This window comes from Promicromonospora sp. NPDC059942 (genome assembly GCF_042731755.1).
GTDB lineage: Bacteria > Actinomycetota > Actinomycetes > Actinomycetales > Cellulomonadaceae > Promicromonospora.
The window spans coordinates 16,742-41,787 of sequence record NZ_JBHWLR010000014.1; the positions used below are offsets into that span (position 1 = coordinate 16,742).

The 25,046-nt window shown below is 73.6% G+C and carries 25 protein-coding genes; 13 read left to right on the forward strand and 12 right to left on the reverse strand.

Annotation, left to right across the window (positions count from 1 at the left end; translation table 11 throughout):
- Positions 1-48 precede the first annotated feature (48 nt).
- Complete coding sequence (locus ACFV9Q_RS20820) at positions 49-1,362, forward strand: alkaline phosphatase family protein (RefSeq protein ID WP_377235975.1); 1,314 nt, start codon at positions 49-51, stop codon at positions 1,360-1,362.
- Here the strand turns inward: ACFV9Q_RS20820 and ACFV9Q_RS20825 are convergent.
- The 5 genes from ACFV9Q_RS20825 to ACFV9Q_RS20845 all read right to left on the reverse strand — a co-directional run bounded on the left by ACFV9Q_RS20825 (position 1,359) and on the right by ACFV9Q_RS20845 (position 6,812).
- Entirely contained in the window at positions 1,359-2,351 is a 993-nt protein-coding gene (locus tag ACFV9Q_RS20825; protein WP_377235976.1) for a LysR family transcriptional regulator, read from the reverse strand. The genes ACFV9Q_RS20820 and ACFV9Q_RS20825 overlap by 4 nt on opposite strands.
- A 20-nt stretch (positions 2,352-2,371) precedes the next feature.
- Positions 2,372-3,043 (reverse strand): vitamin K epoxide reductase family protein, encoded by a 672-nt coding sequence (locus ACFV9Q_RS20830; RefSeq protein ID WP_377235977.1) that lies wholly within the window; start codon positions 3,041-3,043, stop codon positions 2,372-2,374.
- 46 nt (positions 3,044-3,089) lie between these two features.
- A complete protein-coding gene (locus ACFV9Q_RS20835; RefSeq protein ID WP_377235978.1) occupies positions 3,090-4,319 on the reverse strand; it encodes an MFS transporter in 1,230 nt (409 codons plus the stop codon).
- A gap of 78 nt (positions 4,320-4,397) precedes the next feature.
- Positions 4,398-5,138 carry a metal-dependent transcriptional regulator gene (locus ACFV9Q_RS20840; RefSeq protein ID WP_377235979.1) on the reverse strand — a complete coding sequence of 247 codons (741 nt, stop codon included), beginning with the start codon at positions 5,136-5,138 and terminating at the stop codon, positions 4,398-4,400.
- Positions 5,139-5,147: 9 nt separating this feature from the next.
- Positions 5,148-6,812, reverse strand: coding sequence for a metallophosphoesterase (locus tag ACFV9Q_RS20845; RefSeq protein ID WP_377235980.1), 1,665 nt, complete (start codon positions 6,810-6,812; stop codon positions 5,148-5,150).
- 15 nt (positions 6,813-6,827) lie between these two features.
- On the opposite strand from ACFV9Q_RS20845, the gene ACFV9Q_RS20850 reads away from it, so the two are divergent.
- Positions 6,828-7,445, forward strand: a complete 618-nt coding sequence (locus ACFV9Q_RS20850) for a hypothetical protein (RefSeq protein WP_377235981.1) — start codon at positions 6,828-6,830, stop codon at positions 7,443-7,445.
- Positions 7,446-7,467: 22 nt separating this feature from the next.
- Here ACFV9Q_RS20850 and ACFV9Q_RS20855 read toward each other — a convergent pair whose 3' ends face one another.
- Both ACFV9Q_RS20855 and ACFV9Q_RS20860 read right to left on the reverse strand, forming a co-directional pair.
- Positions 7,468-8,274, reverse strand: coding sequence for a Ku protein (locus tag ACFV9Q_RS20855; protein ID WP_377227895.1), 807 nt, complete (start codon positions 8,272-8,274; stop codon positions 7,468-7,470).
- A gap of 68 nt (positions 8,275-8,342) precedes the next feature.
- Entirely contained in the window at positions 8,343-8,663 is a 321-nt protein-coding gene (locus ACFV9Q_RS20860) for a glutaredoxin family protein (protein WP_377227894.1), read from the reverse strand.
- Positions 8,664-8,811: 148 nt separating this feature from the next.
- Between ACFV9Q_RS20860 and ACFV9Q_RS20865 the strand changes: the two genes are divergently transcribed.
- Together ACFV9Q_RS20865 and ACFV9Q_RS20870 are read left to right on the forward strand one after the other, a co-directional pair.
- Positions 8,812-11,400, forward strand: a complete 2,589-nt coding sequence (locus tag ACFV9Q_RS20865; RefSeq protein WP_377235982.1) for an ATP-dependent DNA ligase — start codon at positions 8,812-8,814, stop codon at positions 11,398-11,400.
- 219 nt (positions 11,401-11,619) lie between these two features.
- On the forward strand, positions 11,620-12,543 hold the full coding sequence (locus tag ACFV9Q_RS20870; protein ID WP_377235983.1) for an NADP-dependent oxidoreductase: 924 nt from the start codon (positions 11,620-11,622) through the stop codon (positions 12,541-12,543).
- 85 nt (positions 12,544-12,628) lie between these two features.
- On the opposite strand, the gene ACFV9Q_RS20875 is transcribed toward ACFV9Q_RS20870, so the two are convergent.
- The 4 genes from ACFV9Q_RS20875 to ACFV9Q_RS20890 form a co-directional block, all read right to left on the reverse strand.
- A complete protein-coding gene (locus ACFV9Q_RS20875; protein WP_377235984.1) occupies positions 12,629-13,156 on the reverse strand; it encodes a GNAT family N-acetyltransferase in 528 nt (175 codons plus the stop codon).
- On the reverse strand, positions 13,153-13,608 hold the full coding sequence (locus tag ACFV9Q_RS20880) for a VOC family protein (RefSeq protein WP_377235985.1): 456 nt from the start codon (positions 13,606-13,608) through the stop codon (positions 13,153-13,155). Before ACFV9Q_RS20880 ends, ACFV9Q_RS20875 begins: the two co-directional genes overlap by 4 nt.
- A 247-nt stretch (positions 13,609-13,855) precedes the next feature.
- Entirely contained in the window at positions 13,856-14,737 is an 882-nt protein-coding gene (locus ACFV9Q_RS20885; RefSeq protein ID WP_377235986.1) for a siderophore-interacting protein, read from the reverse strand.
- Positions 14,738-14,756: 19 nt separating this feature from the next.
- Positions 14,757-16,145: a DHA2 family efflux MFS transporter permease subunit gene (locus ACFV9Q_RS20890; RefSeq protein WP_377235987.1), complete on the reverse strand. Its 1,389-nt coding sequence runs from the start codon at positions 16,143-16,145 to the stop codon at positions 14,757-14,759.
- Between the two features lie 115 nt (positions 16,146-16,260).
- Here ACFV9Q_RS20890 and ACFV9Q_RS20895 point away from each other — a divergent pair, with 115 nt between their 5' ends.
- The 7 genes from ACFV9Q_RS20895 (at position 16,261) to ACFV9Q_RS20925 (ending at position 21,225) form a co-directional block, all read left to right on the forward strand.
- A complete protein-coding gene (locus ACFV9Q_RS20895; RefSeq protein ID WP_377235988.1) occupies positions 16,261-16,800 on the forward strand; it encodes a GNAT family N-acetyltransferase in 540 nt (179 codons plus the stop codon).
- 76 nt (positions 16,801-16,876) lie between these two features.
- Entirely contained in the window at positions 16,877-17,512 is a 636-nt protein-coding gene (locus tag ACFV9Q_RS20900; protein WP_285108475.1) for a GNAT family N-acetyltransferase, read from the forward strand.
- A gap of 59 nt (positions 17,513-17,571) precedes the next feature.
- On the forward strand, positions 17,572-18,777 hold the full coding sequence (gene eis / locus ACFV9Q_RS20905; protein WP_377235989.1) for an enhanced intracellular survival protein Eis: 1,206 nt from the start codon (positions 17,572-17,574) through the stop codon (positions 18,775-18,777).
- A gap of 148 nt (positions 18,778-18,925) precedes the next feature.
- The gene (locus ACFV9Q_RS20910; RefSeq protein ID WP_377227885.1) at positions 18,926-19,144 is read left to right on the forward strand and encodes an SCO4848 family membrane protein; all 219 of its coding nucleotides are present in this window, start codon (positions 18,926-18,928) and stop codon (positions 19,142-19,144) included.
- Positions 19,145-19,214: 70 nt separating this feature from the next.
- Complete coding sequence (locus ACFV9Q_RS20915) at positions 19,215-19,838, forward strand: TetR/AcrR family transcriptional regulator (RefSeq protein ID WP_377235990.1); 624 nt, start codon at positions 19,215-19,217, stop codon at positions 19,836-19,838.
- Positions 19,835-20,488: a pyridoxal 5'-phosphate synthase gene (locus tag ACFV9Q_RS20920; RefSeq protein WP_377235991.1), complete on the forward strand. Its 654-nt coding sequence runs from the start codon at positions 19,835-19,837 to the stop codon at positions 20,486-20,488. Before ACFV9Q_RS20915 ends, ACFV9Q_RS20920 begins: the two co-directional genes overlap by 4 nt.
- Positions 20,489-20,535: 47 nt before the next feature.
- Complete coding sequence (locus tag ACFV9Q_RS20925; RefSeq protein WP_377235992.1) at positions 20,536-21,225, forward strand: maleylpyruvate isomerase family mycothiol-dependent enzyme; 690 nt, start codon at positions 20,536-20,538, stop codon at positions 21,223-21,225.
- A 67-nt stretch (positions 21,226-21,292) separates the two neighbouring features.
- Here ACFV9Q_RS20925 and ACFV9Q_RS20930 read toward each other — a convergent pair whose 3' ends face one another.
- Positions 21,293-22,252 carry an SDR family oxidoreductase gene (locus tag ACFV9Q_RS20930; RefSeq protein WP_377235993.1) on the reverse strand — a complete coding sequence of 320 codons (960 nt, stop codon included), beginning with the start codon at positions 22,250-22,252 and terminating at the stop codon, positions 21,293-21,295.
- Between the two features lie 226 nt (positions 22,253-22,478).
- On the opposite strand from ACFV9Q_RS20930, the gene ACFV9Q_RS20935 reads away from it, so the two are divergent.
- Together ACFV9Q_RS20935 and mqo are read left to right on the forward strand one after the other, a co-directional pair.
- A complete protein-coding gene (locus ACFV9Q_RS20935; protein WP_377235994.1) occupies positions 22,479-23,318 on the forward strand; it encodes a helix-turn-helix transcriptional regulator in 840 nt (279 codons plus the stop codon).
- Between the two features lie 130 nt (positions 23,319-23,448).
- A complete protein-coding gene (gene mqo / locus ACFV9Q_RS20940; RefSeq protein WP_377235995.1) occupies positions 23,449-24,942 on the forward strand; it encodes a malate dehydrogenase (quinone) in 1,494 nt (497 codons plus the stop codon).
- Positions 24,943-25,046 lie beyond the last annotated feature (104 nt).

A 25,046-nucleotide genomic window follows, 5' to 3' on the forward strand; every position in this document is an offset into this window, starting at 1 on the left:
CCCGAAGTTCGCCCCCCGGGTGCTCGAATTGCCCGCATGATGCCCTCGTTGCGAAAGATCCTCGCCACCAGCATCGCCGCCGTGACCGTGTGGACGGCGTCGACCGCCGCCGCCGCGCCGCTGCCCGACGACGACGCCCGGGGCGGCCCCGCCGCCCGTGCCGACCACGTGATCTTCCTCGCCCTGGACGGGTTCGACGTCGACTACCTCGACCTGGTGCGCGACGGCGCCGGCTCCTCCGGCACGGTCGAGATGCCGAACCTGCGCGCCCTCCTGCGCGCGGGCAGCGTCACGACCTCGACCGGCGTGATGACCTCGATCACCAACCCGTCGTGGTCCTCGGTCGCCACGGGCGCGTGGCCCGCGACCCACCGCAACACCGCCTACTGGTTCGACGCCGCGAGCAACACAGCACGTGGCCAGCAGCGCGACCTCGCCGTGCCGACCGTCGCGGAGTCGATCCGGGAGCAGGGCGGCACCGTCTTCTCGTCGCAGTGGTTCATCCTGCAGAACCACGGCGTCACCTTCGGCGACCCCGACGCCCTGTACACGCAGCCCGGCGGCGACTGCGCGCGCCGCACCGACGACGTCGTGTCCGTGCTGCGCGGCGAGCCCGTCAGCTCGAACGGCCAGCTCGTCACCACCAGCGGCATCCCCGACCTCATGGCGGTCTACTGCGACACGCTCGACGCGATCGGGCACGACGGCGGCGACACCGACCCCCGCATCCCCGGCGCCCTGGCGGACATCGACCGGCAGATCGGGCGCATCGTCGCCGCCACGAAGGAGGCGGGCGTGCACGACAGCACGGCGTTCGTCATCACGGGCGACCACGGCATGACCACCTTCGACAAGGGGTTCGCCGCCGAGGGCCTCGCGGCGATCGAGGCGGCCGGCTTCACCCCGCAGGTCCTCACCAGCGGGCAGTCGCCGGCGCCCGGCACCGACGTCGTGATCGTCGTGGGCGGGGTCGCCGACGTGCGCCTGATCGGCGAGCGCGCCGGCGACCGCGCCGCCGTCCGCCGCCTGGAGCGGGCGCTGACGGCGCTGCCGCAGGTGCGGAACGTGTTCGACAAGGCCGACCAGCGGCGGCTGCGCATGAGCCCGAACCACGGCGACCTGATCGTGGAGCCGGAGCCCGGCTGGTCGTTCGGGGCAACGCCCGCCGACCCGGCCGGCCGGCACGGCGCGACCACCGAGCTGCGGATCCCGCTCGTGCTCGCCGGTGCAGGCGTACGGCCGGGCGCGCACCCGCGCGACCCGCACCACGTCGACGTCGCGCCGACGATCTCCGCGCTGCTGGGCTACGCGCCGCCGTCGGGCAGCGAGGGCCGGGTGCTGCGCGAGGCCCTGCGCCGCTAGGTAGGGACGCCGCCGGCGGGGCCGCCACCCGCGACGCCGCCGGCGCCGCCACCCGCGACGCCGGCGGCGCCCCGGCCGGCAACACCGCCCTCACCGACCACACCGTCCGCGCCCGCGAGCTCCCGCAGCAGGTCGACGAACTCCGGCACGGGCGGGCCCTGCGTGTCGGAGTGCCACAGCACCGAGTAGTCCAGGGTCGGCCCACCGCTGAACGGCACGAACGCGATCCCGGGCCGGCCGTGGAACTCGGCGGCGCGCGCGGCCACGATGGAGGCCCCGAGGCCTGCGGCGACCAGCGCCGGGACCTCCGGCCAGAACGTGTAGGACGGCCCCCGGCGGACCGGCCGGCCCAGCGGCGTGTACCGCGGCAGGTGCTGGTCCGTCGCGGACCTCGGCAGCTCGAAGCCGAGGACGATCAGCGGGATCTCGGCCAGGTCCTCCAGCGTGACGCTCGCGCGGCGCGCCAGCAGATGGTCCGCAGGGACCATGAGGGCCCGGGGCTCCCGGAACAGCACCGGCCCCGCCACGATCGACCCGACGGCGGGGAACTCGACGACCTGCAGGTCCAGCTCCCCGCGCTGCAGCGGACCGTACGGGTCGTCGAACTGGATCTCCCGGATCTGCACGGTCCACCCGGGACGCAGCTCGCCGAACCGCTCCCCGGCCCGCAGCAGCAGGTCGGCGCACCACGGCGTGGTGAACCCGGCCCGGAGCGTTCCCGCCGTGCCGCACGCCCGGGCCGCTGCACGCTCGATCGCCTGCTGGATCTGCCGGTGCGCGGGCAGCAGGTCGTCCCGCAGCTGCTCCCCGAGCGGGGTGAGACGGACCACCCGCGACGTGCGCTCGAACAGCGGCGCGCCGATGCGCCGCTCCTGCCGCTTGATGGTGTGGCTGATCCGGGACGGCGTGACGTGCAGCCGCTCGGCGGTGCGCCCGAAGTGCAGCTCCTCCGCCAGCGCCAGGAAGATCTCGATGTCCCGCAGCTCCATCGCCGGATCGCGCCGGAGGCTCAGAAGGAGTCGATCAGGGGCCCGCCCACCGCGATCATCAGCCACGCCAGGGCCGCGACGTACCCGATGACCAGGATGATGTGCCGGTTGCCCACCATGACGCCGCGCAGTCCGGCGCTCGCGGGCAGGTCGCCCGACTGCACGCCGCGCACCAGCTGGTACCAGAGCAGCGGCCACATGATGGTCCACACGACCATGCAGTAGGGGCACAGCGCGACGATGACGTGGAAGCTCGTGTACATCAGGAAGAACACGAGCGCCTGGCCCAGCACGGTGCCCGCGAGGAGCGAGATCCAGTACCAGCGCGGCAGGCGGGCCCCGATCAGCAGCACCACGCCCGTCGTGATCACGACAGGGAAGGCCGCCACGCCCAGGTAGGGGTTCGGGAAGCCGAGCAGGGCGCCCTGCCACGACGACATCGCGGCGCCGCAGTCGACGAACAGGTTGATGCTGCAGGACGCCGTGTGGTTCGGGTCGATGAGCTTGAGGTACTTCTCCCAGGCCAGGGCGAAGGAGGCGGCGAAACCGACCGCGCCCAGCACCACCAGGAGCAGCGCCACGGCCCGGCCGCCCAGCGGCTTGGGTCCGTACGTGGCGACCTCGTCCCCGCCGTCCGGCGAGCTGTCCAACGAGCTGTCCGACGACGTCGTGGTCGCCCCGGTCTCAGTCACCCGCCCTACGCTACCGGCGCAGTCTGGGACATTGCTGAGACCCGGGTCACAGTGCGGTCTCCGTCGGCTGGTGCACGACTCGCTGCCGCCCGAACGCCACGATCAGCCCGAGGCCCAGCGCGGTGACGACGGCGCCGGCCCACGCGGGCGCCAGGTAGCCCCAGCCCGCGTCGATGACCACGCCGCCCAGGAACGCGCCCGCGCCGTTGGCCACGTTGAGCCCGGCGTGGCACAGCGCGGCGCCCAGCGACGGCGCGCCAGGGGCGAGGTCCATGAGCCGGGTCTGGAACGCGAGTCCCAGCATCTGCGAGGTGACGCCCAGCAGGAACAGGGAGACGAGCGCGGGCACCACCGAGGCGCCGGTCAGCGCGAACAGCACGAGGGACAGCGCGGTGGCCACGAAGCCGATCAGGACCGCCCGGAGCACGCCCCGGTCGGCGAGCCGCCCGCCGATCTGCGTGCCGACCGTCATGCCGACGCCGAACAGGGCGAGCACCCACGGCACGGCGCCGCCGGGCAGGCCGGTCACGCCCGTCATGGTGGGGGCCACGTAGGTGTAGACGGCGAACATGCCGCCGAACCCGATCGCGCCGGCCACGAACGCGAACCACAGCGGCCCGTTGCGCAGGGTCGCGAGCTCGGTGCGGACCGAGCGCCCCTCGCCGCCCGCACCGGCGGGGATCAGCCGCCAGAGCCCGAGGAGCGTGACGCTGCCCAGCACGCCGATCAGCACGTAGGAGACGCGCCAGCCGAACGCCTGGCCCACCCACGTGGACAGCGGCACGCCGACGACGTTCGCGATGGTCAGGCCGGTCATCATCGTCGCGACGGCCCGCCCGCGCTGGGCCGGGCCGGCCACGGCGGCACCGACCGCGGCGCCGACGCCGAAGAACGCGCCGTGCGGCAGCCCCGCGAAGAACCGCCCGACCACGAGCCAGCCGATGTCGGGCGCCGCGGCGGACAGCACGTTCGCCACCGTGTAGAACCCCATCAGCGCCAGCAGCAGGCGCTTGCGCGACATCCGCGCCGCGGCCACGGTCAGCAGCGGCGCCCCGACGACCACGCCGAGCGCGTACGCGGTGATCGTGTGCCCCACCTGGGGGTCGGTCGCGCCGAGGTCGAGGCCGACGTCGGGCAGCAGGCCCATCGCGGCGAACTCGGTGGTGCCGATGGTGAACCCGCCCACCGCCAGTGCGACCAGCGCGGGCGCGGCGCGGCGCATCGAGCCCGTGCCCGGCGCCTGGTCCGGGGCGTTCTGGGGTGCACTGCTCGCCATGGGGTCTCCGGAAGTGTCGTATCGATTCGGTCTACCGTCGACGACACCGGCGACGAGCAAGAGGGAACGGGGAGCAGACTACTCCTGCGCCACCCACACGCGGGAGGCCGCCAGCAGGCCGAGATCGGCCACGCGCTCGTCGGCGTCGGGCGCACCCGAACCGTCTGCCTCGGCGTCGGGCCCGGGAACGGGCGGGCACGTCCAGGCGACGGCGACCGTCCCCGCGAACTCGCGCCGCGTGGTGACCGCCACGCGGATGTCCAGGTCAAGGCCCAGCTCGGCGAGGTACCGCAGCGCCTCCGGGTCGGCGTCGGAGATCCGCACCACCGTGCCCGCGTCGCCCGCGTGCATCGTCGACAGCGGCACCGCGTCCGGCCGCACCACCGTGCCGTCGGCGGACGGGATCGGGTCGCCGTGCGGGTCGCGCGACGGGTTGCCGAGCCGCGCCGCCATCCGCTCCACGAAGACGTCCGAGACCGCGTGCTCCAGCACCTCGGCCTCGTCGTGCACCTCGTCCCACCCGTACCCGAGCTGTTCCACGAGGAACGTCTCCAGCAGCCGGTGGCGGCGCACCATCACGAGCGCCAGCCGGCGGCCCTCGTCCGTCAGCCGGATCGCGCCGTACCGCTCGTGCTCCAGCAGCCCCTGGCCGCTCAGCCGCCGCACCGTCTCGGACACCGTGGACGCGCCCACGCCCAGCCGGTCGGCCAGGTGCTTCGTGGTGACCTTCTCGTCCGACCACTCCTGGGCCGACCACACCGCCTTCAGGTAGTCCTGGGCGACGGGCGTCAGCTCGGCCGGGTCGGTTGTGATCTCCACGCCCCGAGCCTAGTTGCCCGAGGCCGACGACGACGCCGGACCGGCATCCGGTACGTCGCCCGGCGCGTCGTCGGGCACCTCGTCCGGCAGCGGGGCGGGCTGCGGTATGGCCTGCCGCTCGCTCACGGACGCCTCCCCCTCCGGTGTCACCTCGACGAGCTGCCAGTCCACGAACTGCCGCCGCTCCGGGTCGAACCGCAGCACCGTCATCTGGGAGGTGTCGCGCAGCGGCCCCACCGAGGCGTTCCCCTTCGTGGCCCCGCCCGTGCTCGCGTTCACGTACCGCACGCCGTGGCCCACGACGTCGGGGCCGATCCGCTTGTGCATGTGCCCCGAGATCTGGAACGGCACGCAGCCCGACTCCAGGGCCGCGTCGCCCACGGCGGGCTGGTGGATCATCAGCAGGTCCACCCGGTCCTCCGCGGTGAACCCGCCCAGCCCGGCCTCCCCGGCCGCCTCGCACGCGACGTCCCGCAGCCGCTCGCCGGCCTCCGCGGGCGTCTCCTCGCGCGCGATCACCGTGCCGCCGCCGATCCGCGTCTCCAGCGGGTCCCGGTCCCCCAGGATCCGCACCCCCTCCACCTCGACGACCTCCCCGTCGAGCACGATCTCCCGGTTGGCCAGCTCGGTGGCCGTCGTCAGGCGCGAGTCGTGGTTGCCGTCGGAGACGACGAACGGCACGCCGTCCGGCACCGCGGACGCGAACGAGTCCACGCAGACCGACTCCACGCTCGTCCCGTTGATCGTGGTGTCCCCTGCGTTGAGCATGACGTCGGGCGCCAGCCGGTCCGCGAGGTCCCGGATGAGCGGCGTCATCCCCGTGTTGCAGTGCAGGTCGGAGACCAGCAGGAACGTCACGTAGTCCGGCGTCGCCGGGCTGCCCGACGGCGTCGCGTCCTGCTCGGCCTCGGCCGCGTCCTGCTCCGCGACGCGAGCGTCCCACGCCGCCATCAGCTTCTCCCGGGCACCCGCGTAGAACACCTCGTTCGCCTGGTAGGTCTCCACGAGCTGGCTGCTGTACGTGTCGATCACGCCCGCCAGCCGGCCCGTGATCCGCGCGCCCTCCAGGGCCGTCCCCGCGAAGACCGGCGACGCCGGCAGCGCGGCCCGCTCCTCGGGCCCCGCGCTCGCCGTGGCGGTCGCGGCCACCAGCACGACGACGACGCCGGCCGCGGTGATCTCCCAGGTGCGGGACGCGAAGGTGCGGGCGAGCTCCCGCCGTCGGGCGGCGCCGAGCAGGGCCCGCAGGCCGAACGCGACGCCCACCAGCACCACCGCGGCGACGGCCGCGCCGCGCAGCGCGTCCCAGACCAGCGCCCACGCCACGGTGCGCACCGTGCGCTGCGGGGTGTCGAAGAACTGCAGGTACCCGTCGAGGTCGCCCGCGAGCGCGTCGAAGCTGGCCGCGTCCACGGCCGAGAGGTCCGTGGGGATCTCGTGCACCGTGATCCGCACCCCGAGCGTCAGCGGCAGCGGGGAGTCGGTGACGACGGTGCCGAGCGGGCCGAGGTCGGCGACGATCTGGTCGTCCGCCGTGACCGCGTAGGTGGCCTCGTGCGGGCCGAGACTGAGGTCGGCTCTCGCCGTCGTGATCCCGAACATCAGGCAGAACAGGGCGGCTGCCCCTCCGGCAAGGGTCCAGCGCAGCCAGCGGGGCGGGTTGGGACGACTCATCTCCTCTACCTTTTCATGCGTCCGCCGCGCTCACCCGCCGCCCGGGCGGACGTCGGCGCGGCGTCCGCCGGCGGGCCGGCCGCGGACGGCACGATGGGGGCCGTGTTCGTCCTCGAGTCCGTCTGGCGTCCGGCCGCACCGACCGCCCGGGTCTGGTCGGTGCTCGCCGACCCCCGGTTCACCTGGCCCGACTGGTGGCCCGGGCTGACCGCGGGGGCGAGCCACGGCGTCGTCGGGCCGGACGGGCTGGCCGCGCCCGGGACGTGGGCGCACCTGCGGGTGCGCAGCCCGCTCGGTTACGCCCTGCGGTTCCGGCTGGACCTGAGGGAGACGACGGCGCCGTCCGACGGCGGGCCCGGCCGCGCCCGGCTGGACGTCACGGGCGACCTGGAGGGCCGGGCGGACGTGACCGTCTCGGACGGGCCCGCGGACGCGCCGGCCGGAACGGCGTCGGCGGCCGGAACGACGTCGGCGGCGGAGGTGCGGCTCCTGTGGCAGGTGTCCCCCGGACCGCCCTGGTTCCGGGCGGCGGCGACCCTCGCCCCGGCGCCGCTGTCCTGGGCGCACGCCCACGTGATGCGGGCGGGCGAACGCGGCCTGACGACCCACCTCGCCCCGTCCACGGCCCGCTGATGCCGCCGACAGGACCAGGAGGTCAGCCGGTCTTGCGGGACTTCTTCGCGTCCGCGACGCTGCGCTTGAGGGCCTCCATGAGGTCCACGACCTCGGCGCCCTCGCCCTCCTCCTCGGCCGCCTCGCCGAACGTCGCCGCCGTGTCGACGGTCTCGCCCGCCTCCAGCTTCGCGTCCACGAGCTTGCGCAGCTGCACCTGGTAGTCGTCCTCGTAGTCCTCGGGCGTGAAGTCCGCCTCGAAGCTGCCGACGAGCTGGGCCGACATCGTCAGCTCCTTGGCGCTCACCTTCGCGGGCTCGTCGAGGGACGGGAACGCGGCCTCGCGGATCTCGTCGGCCCACAGCAGGGTCTGCAGCACCAGGATCTCCTCCCGGACCCGCAGCGCCGCGAGCCGGGTGCGCTGCCGCAGCGCGAACTTCACGATCGCCGTGCGGTCGGTCTCCTCCAGCGTGCGCCGCAGCAGCACGTACGCCTTCGTGGACTTGGAGTCCGGCTCCAGGTAATAGGTCCGGTCGAACATGATCGGATCGATCTGCTCGCTGGGCACGAACTCGACCACCGAGATCTCCCGGTCCCGCTCGGCGGGCAGGTCGGCAAGGTCCTGCTTGGTGAGCACCACGGTGCGCTCGCCGTCGTCGTAGGCCCGGTCGATGTGCTCGTACGGCACCACCTCGCCGTCGATCTCGCACACACGCTTGTACCTGATGCGTCCGCCGTCGGCGTCATGCACCTGGTGCAACGGCACGTCGTGGTCCTCGGTCGCGCTGTACAGCTTCACCGGGACGTTGACGAGACCGAAGGTCACGGCACCCTTCCAGATCGCCCTCATCCATCTATGGTGCGCCCCAAGCGCACGACATGCCCAGGTTTAGTCCCGGGCGCGGTTCCCTGAGGGCGTCAGAGGCCGCAGCGGTCCAGCTTCGCCGCGAGCTCCGCGTTGGTGGGCTCCACCAGGTGCTCGCCGTCGGGGAACACCAGCACGGGGATGGACTTGCGGCCGGTCAGCGCCTCGGCCTCGTCGGCCCGGGTGGGGTGGGCGGCGAGGTCCACGTAGACGTAGTCCACGCGCCGGACGTCGAGCACCGCCTTGCTGCGGCGGCAGTCGCGGCACCACTCGGCGCCGTAGACGGTGAGCCGCTCGGGCCGGCCGATCGAAGGAGCGTCGGCGGCAGCCGACAGGGGCGCCACGGACACGTCGATCGAGATGTCAGAAATCACTCGGCGGAGCCTAGCGGAGTTCTTCACCCGCCCTCTACACCGTTCGAGTGATCTCGCCGACTCCGCGCACGACTCCTGCGCGCGACTCCTGCGCACGACTCCGGGCGCGACTCCTGCGCCCGCGGCCGACCGGCGGCACGATGGTGGGATGGCGACGACGCAGACGGTCACGGTGGACGGCCACCGCCTGCGCCTGAGCAACCTCGACAAGGTGCTCTACCCGGCGTCGGGCACCACCAAGGGCGAGGTGCTGCACTACCTGGCGGAGGTGGCCTCGGTGCTGCTGCCGCACGCGGCCAACCGTCCCGCGACCCGCAAGCGCTGGCCCGACGGCACGGGCGGGCAGATGTTCTTCCAGAAGAACCTCGACGCCTCGACTCCCGACTGGGTCAAGCGCCGGTCGATCCAGCACAAGAGGTCGGCCAACGACTACGTGCTGGTCAACGACCTGGCGACACTGACCTGGCTGGGTCAGACGGCGACGCTGGAGCTGCACACCCCGCAGTGGCAGTTCGGCCGCACGGGCGCGCGCCTCGACCCGGACCGCCTCGTGCTGGACCTCGACCCCGGGCCCGGCGCCGGGCTCGCCGAGTGCGCCGAGGTCGCGCGCTGGGCCCGCGACATCCTGCGCGGCATGGACCTGGAGCCGTACCCCGTCACGTCCGGGTCCAAGGGCATCCACCTGTACGCGGCCCTCGGCAAGGCGGCCGACACCCGGCTCGACTCCGACGCCGTGTCCGCCGTCGCGCACGAGCTCGCCCGGTACCTGGAGGCCGAGCACCCCGACCTGGTGGTCAGCGACATGAGCAAGGCCCTGCGGTCGGGCAAGGTGCTGGTCGACTGGTCGCAGAACAACGGGAACAAGACCACGATCGCGCCCTACTCCCTGCGCGGGCTCGACCGGCCCTGGGTCGCCGCGCCCCGCACCTGGGCGGAGCTGGAGGACCCGGACCTCGCCCAGCTCACGCCCGACGAGGTGGTCGCGCGCCTCGCGGCCGACGGCGACCTGCTCGCGCCCCTGCTGGAGGGTCACCTCGCCGCCCTCGAGCCGACGTCGGAGCGCCTGGCCACCTTCCAGAAGCTGGAGACCTACCGCGCCAAGCGGGACCCGGCGAAGACCCCGGAGCCGTTCGGGCCCGGGACCTCCACCGACGGGCCGCCTTCGGGCGCGGACGGCGCAGCCTCCGCGGACGGCGCAGCCTCCGCGGACGGCGCGGCCGGGCCGCCGCCCGAGGAGGGCGACCCCACCTTCGTGATCCAGGAGCACCACGCCCGCCGCCTGCACTGGGACTTCCGGCTGGAGCACGACGGCGTGCTGGTGAGCTGGGCCCTCCCCCGCGGCGAGCCCACCGACCCCGGCCGCAACCACCTCGCCGTGCAGACCGAGGACCACCCCCTGGAGTACGGCGCGTTCGAGGGCAGCATCCCGGGCGGCGAGTACGGCGCGGGCGAGGTCACGATCTGGGACTCCGGCACCTACGAGCTGGAGAAGTGGCGCGACGACGAGGTGATCGTGACCCTGCACTCGACGGAGCGCGGGGCCCGCCGCCTCGCCCTCATCCGCACCGGCGGGCGCGACGGCGACGCCGAGAACAACTGGCTGATCCACCTCACCAAGGCCCAGCCGGGCACCGCCCCCGTGAGTGCTGGACATTTGCGGCCTTCCACGGCCCCGATCCCGCAGATACCCAGCACTCAGCTGGCCGGCACTCAACGAGACGCGGGGGTGGGCGGGCGGCGTCGGCCCATGCTCGCCACCGCCGCCGCGCCCGGCGACCTCAACCGGCCCGACGACTGGGCCTTCGAGATGAAGTGGGACGGATTCCGCGCGATCGCGCACGTCCAGGACCCCGAGTCCGTGCGCCTGGTCAGCCGCTCCGGGCAGGACCTCACCGTCACGTTCCCCGAGCTCGCGGCGCTCGCGGGCCAGGTCGACGCCGCCCGCCTGCCCGTCGTGCTCGACGGCGAGATCGTCGCCCTCGACCGCGCCGGCCGCCCCGACTTCCGCCGCCTCCAGCACCGCGCCAACCTGCACAAGGAGCGCGACGTCAACCGCGCCAAGGCCCAGGTCCAGGTCGACCTCATGCTGTTCGACGTGCTGGTCGCCGACGGCGACGACGTCACCGCCCGCCCGTACACCGAGCGGCGCGAGCTCCTGGAGTCCCTGGTCACGCCGAGCGCGCCCATCCACCTCCCGCCCGCGTTCGACGGCGACCTGGAGGCCGCGCTCCGCACGTCCCGCACCCTCCGGCTGGAGGGCGTGGTCGCCAAGCGCCGCACCTCCACCTACGCCGGACGGCGCTCGCGCGAGTGGCTCAAGATCAAGCACCAGGTCATGCAGGAGGTGGTGATCGTGGGCTGGCGGCCGGGCCGCGCGGACCCGTCGGTGATGGGTTCGCTGCTGATGGCGGTGCCGGACACGAACGGCGACGACTCCGGTCTGCGGTACGTGGGCCGGGTGGGCACGGGCTTCTCCGAGCGGGAGCGCCGCGAGATCACCGCGCGGCTGCGGGGCATGGAGCGCAAGACGCCGGGCGTGTCCGGCGTGCCCGCGGAGGACGCGTCGGACGCCCGCTGGGTCACGCCCAGCCTGGTGGGCGAGGTGACGTACGCGGACTGGGCCGAGGGTCCGGACGGCGCCTCGGGCGAGCGGCGCATGCGGCACTCGGTGTGGCGGGGCTGGCGCCCGGAGAAGTCGCCGGCGGACGTGGTTGTCGAGGCCGCCGACCATGCGTGACGCCGCAGCCGAACGAGTGCCGGTGTCGCGAAGTGCGCATCTACCCAGCCATCGGGCCCGAAACCAGGCCGTTTCCGGGCGCAATGGCTGGGTAGAAGCGCACCTTGGTCGGGCGGCGCGGCGCTTGGCACACTATTACTGTCGGGCGGATGCCGAGTGTGCCCCGGCCCACTCGGCGTGCGCGGAATACCCGCGTCCGCCAGGCCCGTTGTCGCCTGCATGCGAGCCATCACCTATGCACAGTTCGGCGGCGCGGACGTCCTGGAGCTCACCGAGCAGCCCGACCCGCACATCGGCCCCGACACCGTCGTCGTGCGCGTGCGGGCGGCGTCGGTCAACCCCGTCGACTGGAAGATCCGCCAGGGGTACCTGCAGGGCCTGATCGACACCGATCTGCCGGCGATCCCGGGCTGGGACGTCGCCGGCGTCGTCGAGCAGGTCGGCCTCGACACCCCGGAGTACCAGGTGGGCGACGAGGTGTACGGCTACGTGCGCAAGGACACCGTGCACGGCGGCACGTTCGCCGAGCTGGTCGCCGCACCCGTGCGCACCCTGGCGCGCAAGCCGGCGTCGCTGAGCTTCGAGGAGGCGGCCGCCGTGCCGCTCGCGGGCCTCACCGCCTACCAGGCGATCCAGCGGGCCGAGGTCAAGGACGGCCAGACCGTGCTGGTGCACGCCGCGGCCGGCGGCGTCGGCGCGTTCGCGGTGCAGATCGCGCGGGCCCTGGGTGCCCGCGTCATCGGCACGGCGAGCGAGCGGAACCACGAGTTCCTGCGCGGCCTGGGCGCCGAGCCCGTCACCTACGGCGACGGCCTGGCCGACCGCGTGCGCGCGCTGGCGCCCGAGGGCGTCGACGTCGTCCTGGACTTCGTGGGTGGAGGCACGGTCGCCGCCAGCACCGAGCTCCTGACCGACGGCGGCACCATCGCCTCGATCACGGACGCCACCGCCCGCTCCGAGCACGGCGGGCACTACGTATGGGTTCGCCCGTCGACCGCCGACCTCGACGCGCTCACCGAGCTGTTCGACGCCGGCAAGCTGACCGTCGAGGTGGCGCAGGTCTTCGACCTCGCCGACGCCGCGGACGCGCACCGGCTCAACGAGTCCGGCCACACCCGTGGCAAGGTCGTGGTCCGGGTCTGACGCCGCGGCTGCCGCGCGGGCCGGGCTGAGCTGGGCTGGGCGTGGCGCCGCGTCCAGCCGTGGCCGGCGTCGGCGCGCGCGGGGCTCAGCCGTAGACCGGTGGGTAGCTGATCGCGCCGCGCAGCGTCACGTCGGCCGGGTCGTGCGCCGGAAGCAGGTGGACCTGGCCCGCCTCGGGCGGGGCCCAGTCCGGCAGCTGCATCTCGATCCCGTGGTCGCGGGACGCGACGAACCCGAGCGGGCCGTAGTACACCGGGCTGCCCTCCAGCACGACGAACGGCTCGCCCGCCTGCTCGGCACCCGCGAGCGCGGCCCGGACCAGCGCCGATCCGATGCCGCGCCGCTGGTGCCCCGGCAGGACGCCGAGCGGGGTGAGCATCGCGACCTCGCGCTCGCCGGCCTCGCTCGTGACGGTGCAGCCGGTGATCATGACGTGGCCGACCACCTCGCCGTCGGACACCGCCACCAGCGACGTCGCCGGGCGGTAGATCCAGGACTCGCGGATGCGGTCGACGCCGTCGGCGACCCGGTCCTCGTTGAACGCCGCGACCTGCACCGTCCGGATCGCGGGGAAGTCCTCCGGCGTCTCGGGCCGGATCAGCCAGTCGCTCATGCGTCGGCAGGCTCGGCCGCTGCGGCCTGCGCGGCCGCCTGTTCCGCCGCCTTCTCGCCCGCCGCGACCTCTTCCCGCGAGCGCAGCACGCAGAACTCGTTGCCCTCCGGGTCGGCGAAGGTCACCCAGCCAGAGCCAGGCCCGTAGATCCCGCGATGGTCGGCGACGACGGTCGCGCCGTGCGCCTTGACCCGCTCGATCTCGGCGTCCCGCAGGTCCGCGCGCGGGCGCAGGTCGAGGTGCACCCGGTTCTTGACCGACTTGGCCTCCGGCACCTCGATGAACAGGACGTCGACCCCCTTGCCGTCCGGGTCGACGATCACGCACTCCTCGTGACCGGGCAGGTTGGGGTCGCCGGGCACGTCCTGGTAGCCGAGCACCGGCTTCCACCACTCGGAGAGCGAGTAGGGGTCGGACGAGTCCACGGTCACGTGCGAGATGAAAGAAGCCATGCCCGGGACCCTGGCACACGAGCCCACCCTCGCCCAACGCAATAAGCCGGCTGCGGGTCGGCCGCGCTCCCCGCGGCCGACACCCTCACCGAGCTCACCCCGCACCGCCAATCTGCGTGCCGAGTCAGGAAGGTGGTCCGACCGAGCGACTGACTCGGCGTTCCTGGTGGGGCGAGTCAGGGAGGTGGTCCGACCGAGCGACTGACTCGGCGCCCCTGGAGGGGCGAGTCAGGGAGGTGGTCCGCCGTCAGCTCGGGGACGAGCGGCCGTGGCGCCAGTAGCCCACGAAGTCGACGTGCGCCTTGGGCACTCCTCGCTCGCCCACCAGGTGGCGGCGCGCGCCCGTGGCCAGCGCCGACTCGCCGATCGTGAACGCGTACACGTCGCCGGTGTGCCCCAGGTCCAGGGCGCACAGCTCCGCGAGCGCCGCCTGCCCCGGGACGGCGTGCGGGTCGGCGTCGGACCGCACCACCCAGCGCACCTCGACGCCGGCCGGGGCGCGGAACTCCTGCGTGTCCGCGGCCGTGGGTACCTCGACGACGGCGAGGCCGCGCGCGTCGTCGGGCAGGGACTCGCAGATGCCCGCGACGGCGGGCAGGCCGGACTCGTCGGCGACCAGGAGCGTCCAGTCGTGGTCGTGCCGCGGGTTGTAGGCGACGCCCTGGTCGAGCAGGCCGACGCGCAGGCCCTGCTCGGCGGCCTGGGCGAAGCCGGCCCCCGGGCCGGCGGCGTGTCCGGCAGCGTGCCCGCCGACGTGCTCGCCGTCGTGCCCGGCGGAGCCGTCCGGGGCGTCGTCGCCCGCGTGCAGCACGAAGTCGACGTCGAGCTCGTTCAGGTCGGGGCGCGCCGCGCGGACGGTGTAGTTGCGCACCCACGGCCGGCGGGCCTTGGGCGTGGTGAGGTATTCGGCGTACCAGAGCCCGGAGGTGCGCGTGGGCAGGCGCAGCATGTCCTGGCCGGCGCGCGGCAGGAAGAGGCGGAACCACTGGTCGTAGCCGGCGGGCGTGAACCGGTCGAGCTCGTCGCCGCCGAGGGTCACGCGCATCATGTTCGGCGAGACCTGCTTGGTGCTGACGACCTCGGCCATCACGACGTGCGGGTCGACGGCCTTGCGCCCCTTGAATGCCATGTACTGAGGTTAGGCATACCTAACTGGTTTTGACCAGGTTTGCGTCGGGATCTACTCCACGCACGTTCCGGATCCCGACGAAGGACAGCAGTCCGCCCAGCACGAGCAGGCCCGCCGTCACCAGCAGCGCCCGGTGGAACGACGCGACGTCGAGCACGCCGCCCGTGATGATCCCCGCGAAGGCGACGGTCACCAGGCCCGCGACCCGCGCCACGGCGTTGTTCACGGCGGAGCCGATGCCGGCGTCATGCGTCGGCACGGCGCCGAGGATCGCGGCCGTGAGCGGCGCCACCGTGATCGAGAGGCCCAGCCCGAACACGAGCTGTCCTGGGAGGACCTGTGTGAGGTAGTCGGCGGACTCGTCCATCGAGAGCATCAGCAGGTAGCCGACGCCGGCCACGATCGGGCCCACGGTCATGAACAGCCGCGGCCCGTACCGGCCGGCGAGCGTGCCGAACCAGGCCGACAGCGCGATCATCGCGAGCGTCGTCGGCAGCTGCGCCACCCCGGACGCGGTGGCGGAGTACCCCGCGACCTGCTGCAGGAACAGGGTGAGCACGAAGCCGCCCAGCGACAGCGCGCCGTAGATCGCCGTGGTGGCCAGGTTGCCCCAGGCGAAGTTGCGCGCCTGGAACAGGCGCAGCGGCAGCATCGGGTCCGCCGCCCGCCGCTGGTAGAGCACGAACGCCACCAGCATCACGGCGCCCCCGATGATCGAGACGAGGATGACGGCCGACGTCCAGCCGAGCCGCGCCCCCTCGATCAGCCCGAACACCACGCCCGCGAGGCCGAGCGCCGCCAGCACCGCACCGGGCACGTCGATGTGCCGGCCGGGCTCGCCCTCCGCGGCGGGGACGCCGCGCAGGAGCCAGAGCGTCACGGCGATGACGGGCACGTTGATCCAGAACACCCAGCGCCAGGACGCGAAGTCCACGAGCATGCCGCCCACGAACGGGCCGACGATCATCGCGCCCGTGGTCAGCGCGGTCCACCGGCCGATCGCGCGGGACTGCGCCTCGCCGCTGAACGTCGCGATGATCAGCGCCAGGGAGCTCGGCACCAGCAGGGCGCCGGCCACCCCCTGCAGGGCGCGCGCGAGCACGAGGAAGGGCCCGGTCGGCGCGACGGCGCACAGGATGGACGCGAGGGCGAACCCCACGAGCCCGGCCGCGAGCACGCGGCGCCGGCCGTAGACGTCGGATATCGAGCCGGCCACCAGCATCAGCGCACCGAGCGTGATCAGGTACGCGTCCACGACCCACTGCTGCAGCGGCAGCGCCTCCATGCCGGGACCCGCGAGCTCGTGCGCGATCGCCGGGAGGGCGACGCTCACCACCGTGCCGTCGAGGAACGACACGAAGGAGCCGAGGACGGCGACGACGAGGACTCGTCTCTGGAGGGTGGTCACGGGCTCACGCTATGCCCGGCCACCGACATCCGCCCCGACCGTCGCCAGGATTTCGCCCGGGGCAGCGACCACCGTCGTGTCCCGGGCACGCCCGAACATCCGGCACGATCGCCCCATGGACCTGACGATCCGCCCCGCGACCCCGGACGACGCCGCGGCGTGCGCCGACATCTACGCCTACTACGTGCGTGAGACCCACATCAGCTTCGAGTCCGAGCCGCCGGACGCCGAGGAGATGGCGCGCCGCATCGCGAGCTACTCGGCCGGCCACGCGTGGCTCGTCGCCCTGGGGGCGGGCACGTCCGACGTCGTCGGCTTCGCGTACGCCGCGCCCTACTCGCCGCGCGAGGCCTACCGCTGGTCGGCAGAGACCAGCGTCTACCTCCAGCAGGGCCGACGCCGGACGGGTGCGGGCCGCGCGCTGTACGAGGCGCTCTTCGACCGGCTCGCCGCGCGCGGCTTCCGCCGGCTGGTGGCGGGCCTGGCCCTGCCGAACGAGCCCAGCCTGGGCCTGCACACGGCTCTCGGGTTCGAGGTGGTCGGCACGTTCCACCAGATCGGCTGGAAGCACGGCCGGTGGCACGACGTCGTGCGGCTGCAGAAGGACCTGGCGCCCGCGCTGGGAGACGCGCCGCCCGCCGGCGAGCCCGGCTGATCTACCCGCTCGGCCGGTCGCCGTCAATTCAGTGTTGCGATCATCCTGCCCACGCGGAACACGAAAGGATCCGTGCATGGACAGCATCGTCCGCGTCGCGACTCCCGACGACGCCGCAGCCTGCGCCGCCATCTACGCCCCCTTTGTCGCCGACTCGGCGGCGACGTTCGAGACCCGCCCGCCGGACGCCCGCGAGATGACGCGCCGCATCGAGCGCTTCTTCGGCCGCGAGACGTGGCTGGTGCTGGAGTCGCACGGCACGGTCGTGGGCTTCGCCTACGCCAAGCCGTTCGCGGACCGCCCGACGTTCCGCTGGACGCTCGAGACCAACGTCTACGTCGCGACCGAGCACCAGCGCGTGGGCGGCGGCCGCGCCCTGTACGAGGCGCTCCTGGCGCGGCTCGCACGCCGCGGCTACCACCGCGTCGTCGCCAGCATCGTGCTGCCGAACGACCCCGCGATCGCGCTGCACGAGGCGGTCGGGTTCCAGCGCGCGGGCTCGTTCGAGAAGATCGGCTGGAAGCTCGGCGCCTGGCGCGACGCCGTCCTGTTCCAGCGCGACCTCGTGGCGGACGACGGCCTCGCGCCCGGCAACCGCACGGCCGACGCCGAGCTGCAGGGCCTGCTCACGCCGGAACCGCTGGAGGTCACGCGCACGCCGCTGCTGCGCCCGCACCCGGCGGAGGACCAGGTCGCCTACTTCGGCGACTAGGTCAATCGGGCCGACTTTTGGCTCGCCCCTTCCCTCACCCGTTGCCTAGGGTCGCCTGCATGACCCTCACCGTGCGCCGGATCGAGTTCGCCGACCAGCCCGACTACACCCGGCTGGGCGGCGAGGCGTTCGGTGCGCCCGCCGGGGGCCGCGCGGTCCCGACGGCCGAGGAGTGGGCGGCCTCGGGCTTCCGGGAGTGGGGCGCGTTCGACGGCGACGGGCTGGCCGCCCGCCTGCGGGTCTACGGGTTCACGTCGTGGTTCCACGGCGCCCGCGTGCCGACGGCGGGCGTGGCGGGGGTCGCCGTCGAGCCCGAGCGGCGCGGTTCGGGGCACCTCGCGCGCCTGTTCGGCGCCGCGCTCGACGAGGCCCGCGAGCAGGGCGACGTCCTGTCCACGCTCTTCCCGTCCGCGCCGGGCATCTACCGCGGCCTGGGCTACGAGGTGGTCGGCTCGTTCGACGACGTCGACGTGCCGCTGCAGAACCTGAACCGGGTGCCGGCGCCCGCCGGCGTGCTGACCCGCCGGGCGACGTCGGCCGACTTCGACGCCGTCGTCGCCGTGCACCGGCGCTGGGCCGCGGCGCAGAACGGGCCGGTCTCGCGGGCGGAGAGGCCGTTCTGGACGCCGCCGGAGAAGTTCTTCGCCGACTACACGGGTGTCACGCTGGCTCTCGACGCCGCGGGCGAGGTGGTCGGCTTCGCGAGCTGGACCCGCGGCGAGGGGTACACGCCGGCCACCACGGTGATGGAGATCGACGACCTCATCGCCCTGACGCCCGACGCCGCCCGTGCCCTGTGGCGCACCCTCGGCAGCTTCTCGACGGTCGTCGGCACGGTGCGTGTCGCGACGTCGGGCCTGGATCCCGCGTGGCTGGTGCTGCCCGACCTGGCCACGACCGTGCACTCCGCCCACCCCTACATGCTGCGTGTCCTGGACGTGGCCGGTGCGCTCGGCGGGCTCGCGACGCCGCTGGAGGGTGCACGGGTGCCGTTAGCCGTCCGGGGCGCGGAGGATCTCGCGGGGGCGTGGACGCTCACGGTGTCCGACGGCGTCACGCACGTGGAGCGCGACGCCGTCGCCCTCGACGACGCGCACCACCAGCGGCCAGTGCTCAGCCCGAACGGACTGGCGCTGCTGTACGCGGGGGCGCAGTCGGCGGCGAACCTGCGGATCGCGGGCCACCTCACCGGCCCGGCGGACCACGACGCCGTCCTCACGTCGCTGTTCGCCGGCCGCCAGCTCCACGTCCGCGACTACTTCTGACGGCGCCTGCCGTCGCCCCCGCCCCGGCCGGGCGGTGTTGACCACAGCAGTTGCTGCCAGAAGGGCGTCGGCCCTGGCAGCAACCGCTGTGCTCAACACCATCGACGGCGGCGTCGGGGGCCGCGTCAGGGCGGCGGATAATCGGCGGGTGGATATTCCTGTCGGCTGGTCCGTCGTACTCATCGTCACCGCGCTGTGGAACCTGCTCATCTGGCCGCGGTTCTGGCAGCGCATCGTCGCCGATCCCCGGTCGCGCGACGCCGACGGCCGGGCCACGAAGTTCCTCACCGTGCACAGCGTGCTGATCGGGGTCTCGCTGGCCCTGGCCCTGGCGGTCGGCGTCCTGGGCGTCCTCACCCTGTTCTGACAGCTGGTCTCGGCACCCTCACCGGCGGTATTCGGTTGGCACCATACCTGGAGGTAGGTATGGTGCAGCCATGAGCAGCAGCACATCCGCACGTGAGCGGCTCGTCGGTGCCGCGCAGGACCTCTTCGCCGCCCAGGGGGTCGGGCCCACGAGCCCGCGCGCCGTGCTGGCGGCGTCCGGCGTCGGGCAGGGCAGCCTGTACCACCACTTCCCCACCAAGCACGACCTCGCCGTGACCGCCGTCGGCGCCACCGTGGACGACGCACTGACGCGTGCGATGCAAACCCTCGGCGGCGACTCCCCCGCCGTCGAACGCCTCGTCGCCTACCTCGAACGGCCGCGCGAGGCGCTGGCCGGCTGCAAGATCGGCCGCCTCACCGCCGACCAGGCGGTGATGGACGACGACGGCCTGCACGACGTGGTGACCGCCTACTTCGTGCGGCTGCTCGGCGCCGTGACCCAGATCTTCCGCGAGACCGGGCTGCCCGACGACGTCGCCCGCGACCGCGCGCACGCCGCCCTCGCGATCATCCAGGGCGGGTACGTCCTGGCCCGCGCCACGCGGGATCCCGGCGCGCTCGACGCCGCGGTGCGCGGCTTCGTCGGCCTGCTGACGCAGGACCCGCCGAACCAGGAGCCCTCGAACCAGGACCGGACGAACCAGGACCCGCCCACCCCGAAGGAGAACCCGTGACGTTCCGCGAGCGCCTGCGCGCGCTGCCCACCTTTGCCCGGCCCGGGCTGCCGGTCTTCGACACCGCGGCCGCGCCGCCCACCCCGCACGAGCTGTTCGTGACGTGGGTCGAGCAGGCGATCGACGGCGGCCTGCTGGCCCCGCAGGCGGCGACGCTGTCGACGGCGGACGCCGCCGGGCGGGTGCACGCCCGCACGCTGGTGCTCAAGGACGTGACGGCGGACGGGTGGTGGTTCGCGTCGCAGTCCACGGGCCACAAGGGGCGCGACCTGGCGGCGAACCCGAACGCGGCGCTGACGTTCTTCTGGCCGGAGCTGGGCCGCCAGGTCAAGGTGACGGGCACGGCGGCGTCGGCCGGGGCGGAGGCGAGCCGGGCGGACTTCCTCGCGCGGCCGGACCTGTCGCGCGCCGCGGGGCTGGTGAACCGCCAGAGCGAGCCGCTCGGGTCCCAGGAGGAGTACGCGGACGCATTCGCCGAGGCGCTGCGCACCGTCACCGCCGACCCGGCACTGGCTGCGCCGGACTGGACCGCGTACGTGCTCGCGCCGACGGAGGTCGAGTTCTGGCAGGCGCCGGACGACGGCCCGCACACGCGGCTGCTGTACCGGGCGACGGCCGACGGCTGGTCGACCGGCCTGCTCTGGCCCTGACCACACCCCCATCCCCCGTGTCTGACACCCCCGACGAAGGGACACCCATGAGCACCACCTCGACCGCCGCGCCCACCACCGACCTCATCGCCCACGCCCGTGCCGACGCGGCAGCGGGGCTGGACGACCTCCTGTCCGCCGTCGGGCGGCTGACCGCCGACGACCTCGCCGGGCCGTCGACCCTGGACGGCTGGACCCGCGGACACGTGCTGGCGCACGTCGCGGGCCTGGCCACGGCGATGCTCGGGCAGGCGCGGGCCGCCGAGCGCGGCGAGGTCGTGCCCGTCTACGCCAGCCCGGAGGCCCGCGCCGCCGGCATCGAGGCGGGCGCCGGACGCACCGTCGCCGAGCACCTGACGGTCCTCGGCGAGCTGCGCGACGACCTGGCCGAGGCCTGGCCGCAGCCCGGCGCGCCGCTGTGGGACGCCCCGAGCGGGTACCGCGGCGGGCCGCTGTCGGGCTGCCTGCTCGCCTGGTGGCGCGAGGTGCGCATCCACTCGGTCGACGCCCTGGCCGGCACCGCGCAGGAGGTCGGGTACGAGACGTGGGACGACGCGCTGATCGCCCACCTCCGCGAGTTCCTCGCGGTCCGGCTGCCCGACGGCGTGTCCGTGGACGACGTCGCGGGCGACCCGCGCGACGTCACCGCCTGGCTGGCCGGACGTGTCCCGGCGACGCCGCTGCCGGGCGACCTGCCCGAGCTCGGCCCCTGGCCCTCGGCGATCCCCGCCCGCTGAGCGAGAGCGACGTGTCAGACGCTCAGGTCACGCCGGTGACCTGCGCGTCTGACCCGTGCGGAGGGGCTCACGAGTTGTCGCCCACCGCGGCCGCGAAGCTGACCCCCGTGAGCCGTTCGGACGCTTCCCAGACGCGCGCGGCCTCCTCCGCGCTGCGCAGCGGCGCGTACATCGCCTGCTCGGCGGGCCTGCCGCCGAGGTTGCCGGGGCCGCTCGGCCCGTAGAGGGCGCCGGGCTTGGCCGCGGGGTCGGTCGCGGCCAGGAGGGCCGGCAGCTTCGCGGTCTCGACGGTGCCGACCAGGATGCCGCGGGCCGAGAGCGCGCGGATCAGCCGGACGGCGGGTGTGTCGGTGCTCCGGCCGAGCTCGGGTCGCGCGGCCAGCAGGCTGGTGGGCGCGACGCCGGGGTGAGAGAGGTTGCTGGTGATGCCCCAGCCGTGGGCCCGGCTGCGGCGCTCCAGCTCCAGGCCGAAGAGCCCGAACGCGATCTTGGACTGGGCGTAGGCGCGCATGCCGTCGTACGAGCGCTCCCAGTTCAGGTCGTCCCAGTTGATGCTGCCGCGCCGGGCCGCGACGCTGACCTGCGAGGTGACGCGCGCGCCGCCGTCGCGCAGCAGCGGCAGCAGGTGGCCGACCAGCGCGAAGTGGCCCAGGTGGTTGGTGCCCGTCTGCAGCTCGAACCCGTCGGCGGTGGTCTGGCGGCTCGGCGGCCGCATGACGCCCGCGTTGTTGATCATCAGGTGGATCGGGCGGCCCTCCTCGCGCAGGGTGTCGCCCAGGGCCGCCACGGACTCCAGCGAGGACAGGTCGAGCGTGCGCAGCACGAGCCGCGCGTCGGGCACCGTGCGCCGGATCGTGGCGACCGCCGCCTCGCCCTTGCGCGGGTTGCGCACGGGCAGGACCACCTCGGCGCCGGCCGCGGCCAGCCGGGTCGCCATGCCCAGCCCCATCCCGTCGCTCGCTCCGGTGACCAGCGCGCGCTTCCCGGCCAGGCTCGGCACGGTGATGTCGATCGGTGTGCGTGACATGGGCACGTCTCCCTCGGGTTGGTCGAGATCAGCTCGTCGAGACCAGCTCGTCGAGATCGGTTCGTCGTCGGCCTCGATCCTGGGCGGACGACGCGGACCTATCCAGGGCCTGCCGATCACAGGCTCGCCAGGTCACGGGTCCCCCCGCGTACGGGGGGATCGGCGGGCCGTGGCTCCGCCGTCGGGCACGGGGTAGAAAGAAGCGGTACTCGAGACAGGGGGAGCCGTGATCGATCGCACCGGGCTGGCGGAGTTCCTGCGCCGACGCCGCGAGCTGCTGCAGCCGGAGGACGTCGGGATGCCGCGGGGGCAGCGCCGCCGCACGAGCGGGCTGCGGCGGGAGGAGGTCGCGGTGCTGTGCAACATGTCGACCGACTACTACTCCCGGCTGGAGCGCGAGCGCGGGCCCCACCCGTCCGAGCAGATGATCGCGTCGATCGCGCAGGGCCTGCACCTGTCGCTGGACGAGCGCGACCACCTGTTCCGGCTGGCCGGACACCACCCGCCGGTGCGCGGCACCACCAGCGAGCACATCAGCCCCGGGCTGCTGCGCATCCTCGACCGGCTCGACGACACCCCCGCAGAGATCGTCACCGAGCTCGGCGAGACCCTGCGGCAGACGCCGATGGGCGTGGCCCTGACCGGGGACACGACCGGTTACACCGGGCCGGAGCGCAGCATCGGCTTCCGCTGGTTCACCGACCCGGCCACCCGGGCGCTCTACGCGCCGCAGGAGCACCCGTTCCTGACGCGGATGTTCGCCTCGGGCCTGCGCGAGATCGCGACCGTCCGCGGGCCGGGCTCCCGGGCCGCGCGGTACGCCGAGATCCTCCTGGAGCGCAGCGCGGAGTTCCGCGAGGTCTGGGCGGCCCACGAGATCGGCGTCCGCCCGCACGAGGTGAAGCACTTCGTGCACCCGGAGGTCGGGGCGCTGGAGCTGACGTGCCAGTCCCTCCTCGACCCGGACCAGTCGCACCGGCTGCTCGTCTACACGGCCCTGCCCGGCAGCGAGAGCCACGAGAAGCTGCGGCTGCTGTCGGTGCTCGGGCCGCAGACGGTCCGCTGACGCGCGCCGAGCGGGCGGCGCCGTCCCCCGGCGCGCCGCGCCCATACCGTGAGCGAGGTCACGGTACACATCACGTGATTCATGCCACAGCGCTCGTTCCGCTTTTCACAAGCGCGCTATCTTTCTGAGCGTGACTTCTTACCTCCAGACAGCCCCGCGTCCCTCCGAAGAGGTCGACGTCGCGCTGATCGGCGGAGGGATCATGAGTGCCACCCTTGGCGCGCTGCTCACGATCCTTGAGCCGACCTGGCGTGTCGGGATCTACGAGCGCCTCGACGAGGTCGCGCTCGAGTCGTCGAACCCGTGGAACAACGCGGGCACCGGCCACTCCGCGCTCTGCGAGCTGAACTACACGCCGGAGCGCAAGGACGGCTCCGTCGACATCTCCAAGGCGGTGAAGATCAACGAGCAGTTCCACACCTCCCGCGAGTTCTGGAACCACCTGCTCACCGCCGGCCTGATGGAGGGCACCGACTTCATCAACGTCACGCCGCACATGACGTTCGTGCGCGGCGCCGACAACGTGGACTTCCTGCGCCGGCGCTACGAGGCGCTCAGCGTCCACCCGCTGTTCAGCGACATGGAGTTCAGCTCCGACCCCGCCGTGATCGGCTCGTGGGCCCCGCTGATGACCCTGGACCGCGACGCCGACGAGCCCATCGCGGCCACGCGCGCCGCCGCGGGCACCGACGTCGACTTCGGCTCCTTGACCAAGAAGCTGATCGGCTTCGCCACCGCGCACAACACCGAGCTGCACGTGAACCACGAGGTGCGCGGGCTCAAGAAGCTGCGGGACGGCCGTTGGCGCCTGACCCTGAACGACCGCTCCTGGAACGCCGGCACCCGGCGTCGCACCGTCACCGCGAAGTTCGTCTTCGTCGGCGCGGGCGGTGGCGCGCTGCCGCTGCTGCAGGCGTCGGGCATCAAGGAGGCGCGCGGTTACGGCGGCTTCCCGATCTCGGGCGAGTTCCTGCGCACCGCCAACCCCGAGCTCGTCGCCCAGCACAACGCCAAGGTCTACGGCAAGGCCGACGTCGGCGCCCCGCCGATGTCCGTGCCCCACCTGGACACGCGCATCGTGGACGGCAAGAGCTACCTCATGTTCGGCCCCTACGCCGGGTTCAGCCCCAAGTACCTCAAGAAGGGCAAGTACCTGGGCCTGATCACGTCGCTGCGCGTGCACAACGTGTTCTCGATGCTCGGGGCCGGCGTGAAGAACCTCGACCTCACCGGCTACCTCGTCGGCCAGGTCGCCGCCGCGCCGGAGACCAAGTTCCACGAGCTGCAGCGGTTCATGCCGACGGCGCAGCCCGCCGACTGGGAGAAGATCACCGCCGGTCAGCGCGTCCAGGTCATCAAGTGGGTCAAGGGCAAGGGCGGCGTGCTGGAGTTCGGCACCGAGGTCGTCGCGGCCCAGGACGGCACCATCGCCGGCCTGCTGGGCGCCTCCCCGGGCGCCTCGACCGCCGTCGCCGCCATGACCGGCCTGCTGGAGCGCTGCTTCCCGGCGAAGTACGCCGAGTGGAAGCCGCAGCTCACCTCGATGATGCCGAGCCTCGGCGGCGGCGTGGACTACGACGCCACCCAGCTCGCCCAGGCGGAAAAGGTCCCGGCAGGCGCCTGACGCCGCTCCGGCCGGGTTGGGCCGCACGTAGTTGAACGCGGGTGTGGGGGGGGGTTTGGGGCCCCCGCGTTAACCCAACACACCGGCGTTGTTGTGTGGTCCAC

Bases quoted from the DNA above. Each gene is read 5' to 3' on its own strand.
- eis (WP_377235989.1), top strand. From the start codon at position 17,572: ATGACCCTCACCGTGCGCCGGATCGAGTTCGCCGACCAGCCCGACTAC.
- ACFV9Q_RS20885 (WP_377235986.1), bottom strand. From the start codon at position 14,737: ATGGCATTCAAGGGGCGCAAGGCCGTCGACCCGCACGTCGTGATGGCC.
- ACFV9Q_RS20900 (WP_285108475.1), top strand. From the start codon at position 16,877: ATGGACAGCATCGTCCGCGTCGCGACTCCCGACGACGCCGCAGCCTGC.
- ACFV9Q_RS20855 (WP_377227895.1), bottom strand. From the start codon at position 8,274: ATGAGGGCGATCTGGAAGGGTGCCGTGACCTTCGGTCTCGTCAACGTC.
- ACFV9Q_RS20850 (WP_377235981.1), top strand. From the start codon at position 6,828: ATGCGTCCGCCGCGCTCACCCGCCGCCCGGGCGGACGTCGGCGCGGCG.
- ACFV9Q_RS20870 (WP_377235983.1), top strand. From the start codon at position 11,620: ATGCGAGCCATCACCTATGCACAGTTCGGCGGCGCGGACGTCCTGGAG.
- ACFV9Q_RS20925 (WP_377235992.1), top strand. From the start codon at position 20,536: ATGAGCACCACCTCGACCGCCGCGCCCACCACCGACCTCATCGCCCAC.
- ACFV9Q_RS20915 (WP_377235990.1), top strand. From the start codon at position 19,215: ATGAGCAGCAGCACATCCGCACGTGAGCGGCTCGTCGGTGCCGCGCAG.
- ACFV9Q_RS20930 (WP_377235993.1), bottom strand. From the start codon at position 22,252: ATGTCACGCACACCGATCGACATCACCGTGCCGAGCCTGGCCGGGAAG.
- ACFV9Q_RS20845 (WP_377235980.1), bottom strand. From the start codon at position 6,812: ATGAGTCGTCCCAACCCGCCCCGCTGGCTGCGCTGGACCCTTGCCGGA.
- ACFV9Q_RS20895 (WP_377235988.1), top strand. From the start codon at position 16,261: ATGGACCTGACGATCCGCCCCGCGACCCCGGACGACGCCGCGGCGTGC.
- ACFV9Q_RS20835 (WP_377235978.1), bottom strand. From the start codon at position 4,319: ATGGCGAGCAGTGCACCCCAGAACGCCCCGGACCAGGCGCCGGGCACG.
- ACFV9Q_RS20875 (WP_377235984.1), bottom strand. From the start codon at position 13,156: ATGAGCGACTGGCTGATCCGGCCCGAGACGCCGGAGGACTTCCCCGCG.
- ACFV9Q_RS20880 (WP_377235985.1), bottom strand. From the start codon at position 13,608: ATGGCTTCTTTCATCTCGCACGTGACCGTGGACTCGTCCGACCCCTAC.
- ACFV9Q_RS20825 (WP_377235976.1), bottom strand. From the start codon at position 2,351: ATGGAGCTGCGGGACATCGAGATCTTCCTGGCGCTGGCGGAGGAGCTG.
- ACFV9Q_RS20865 (WP_377235982.1), top strand. From the start codon at position 8,812: ATGGCGACGACGCAGACGGTCACGGTGGACGGCCACCGCCTGCGCCTG.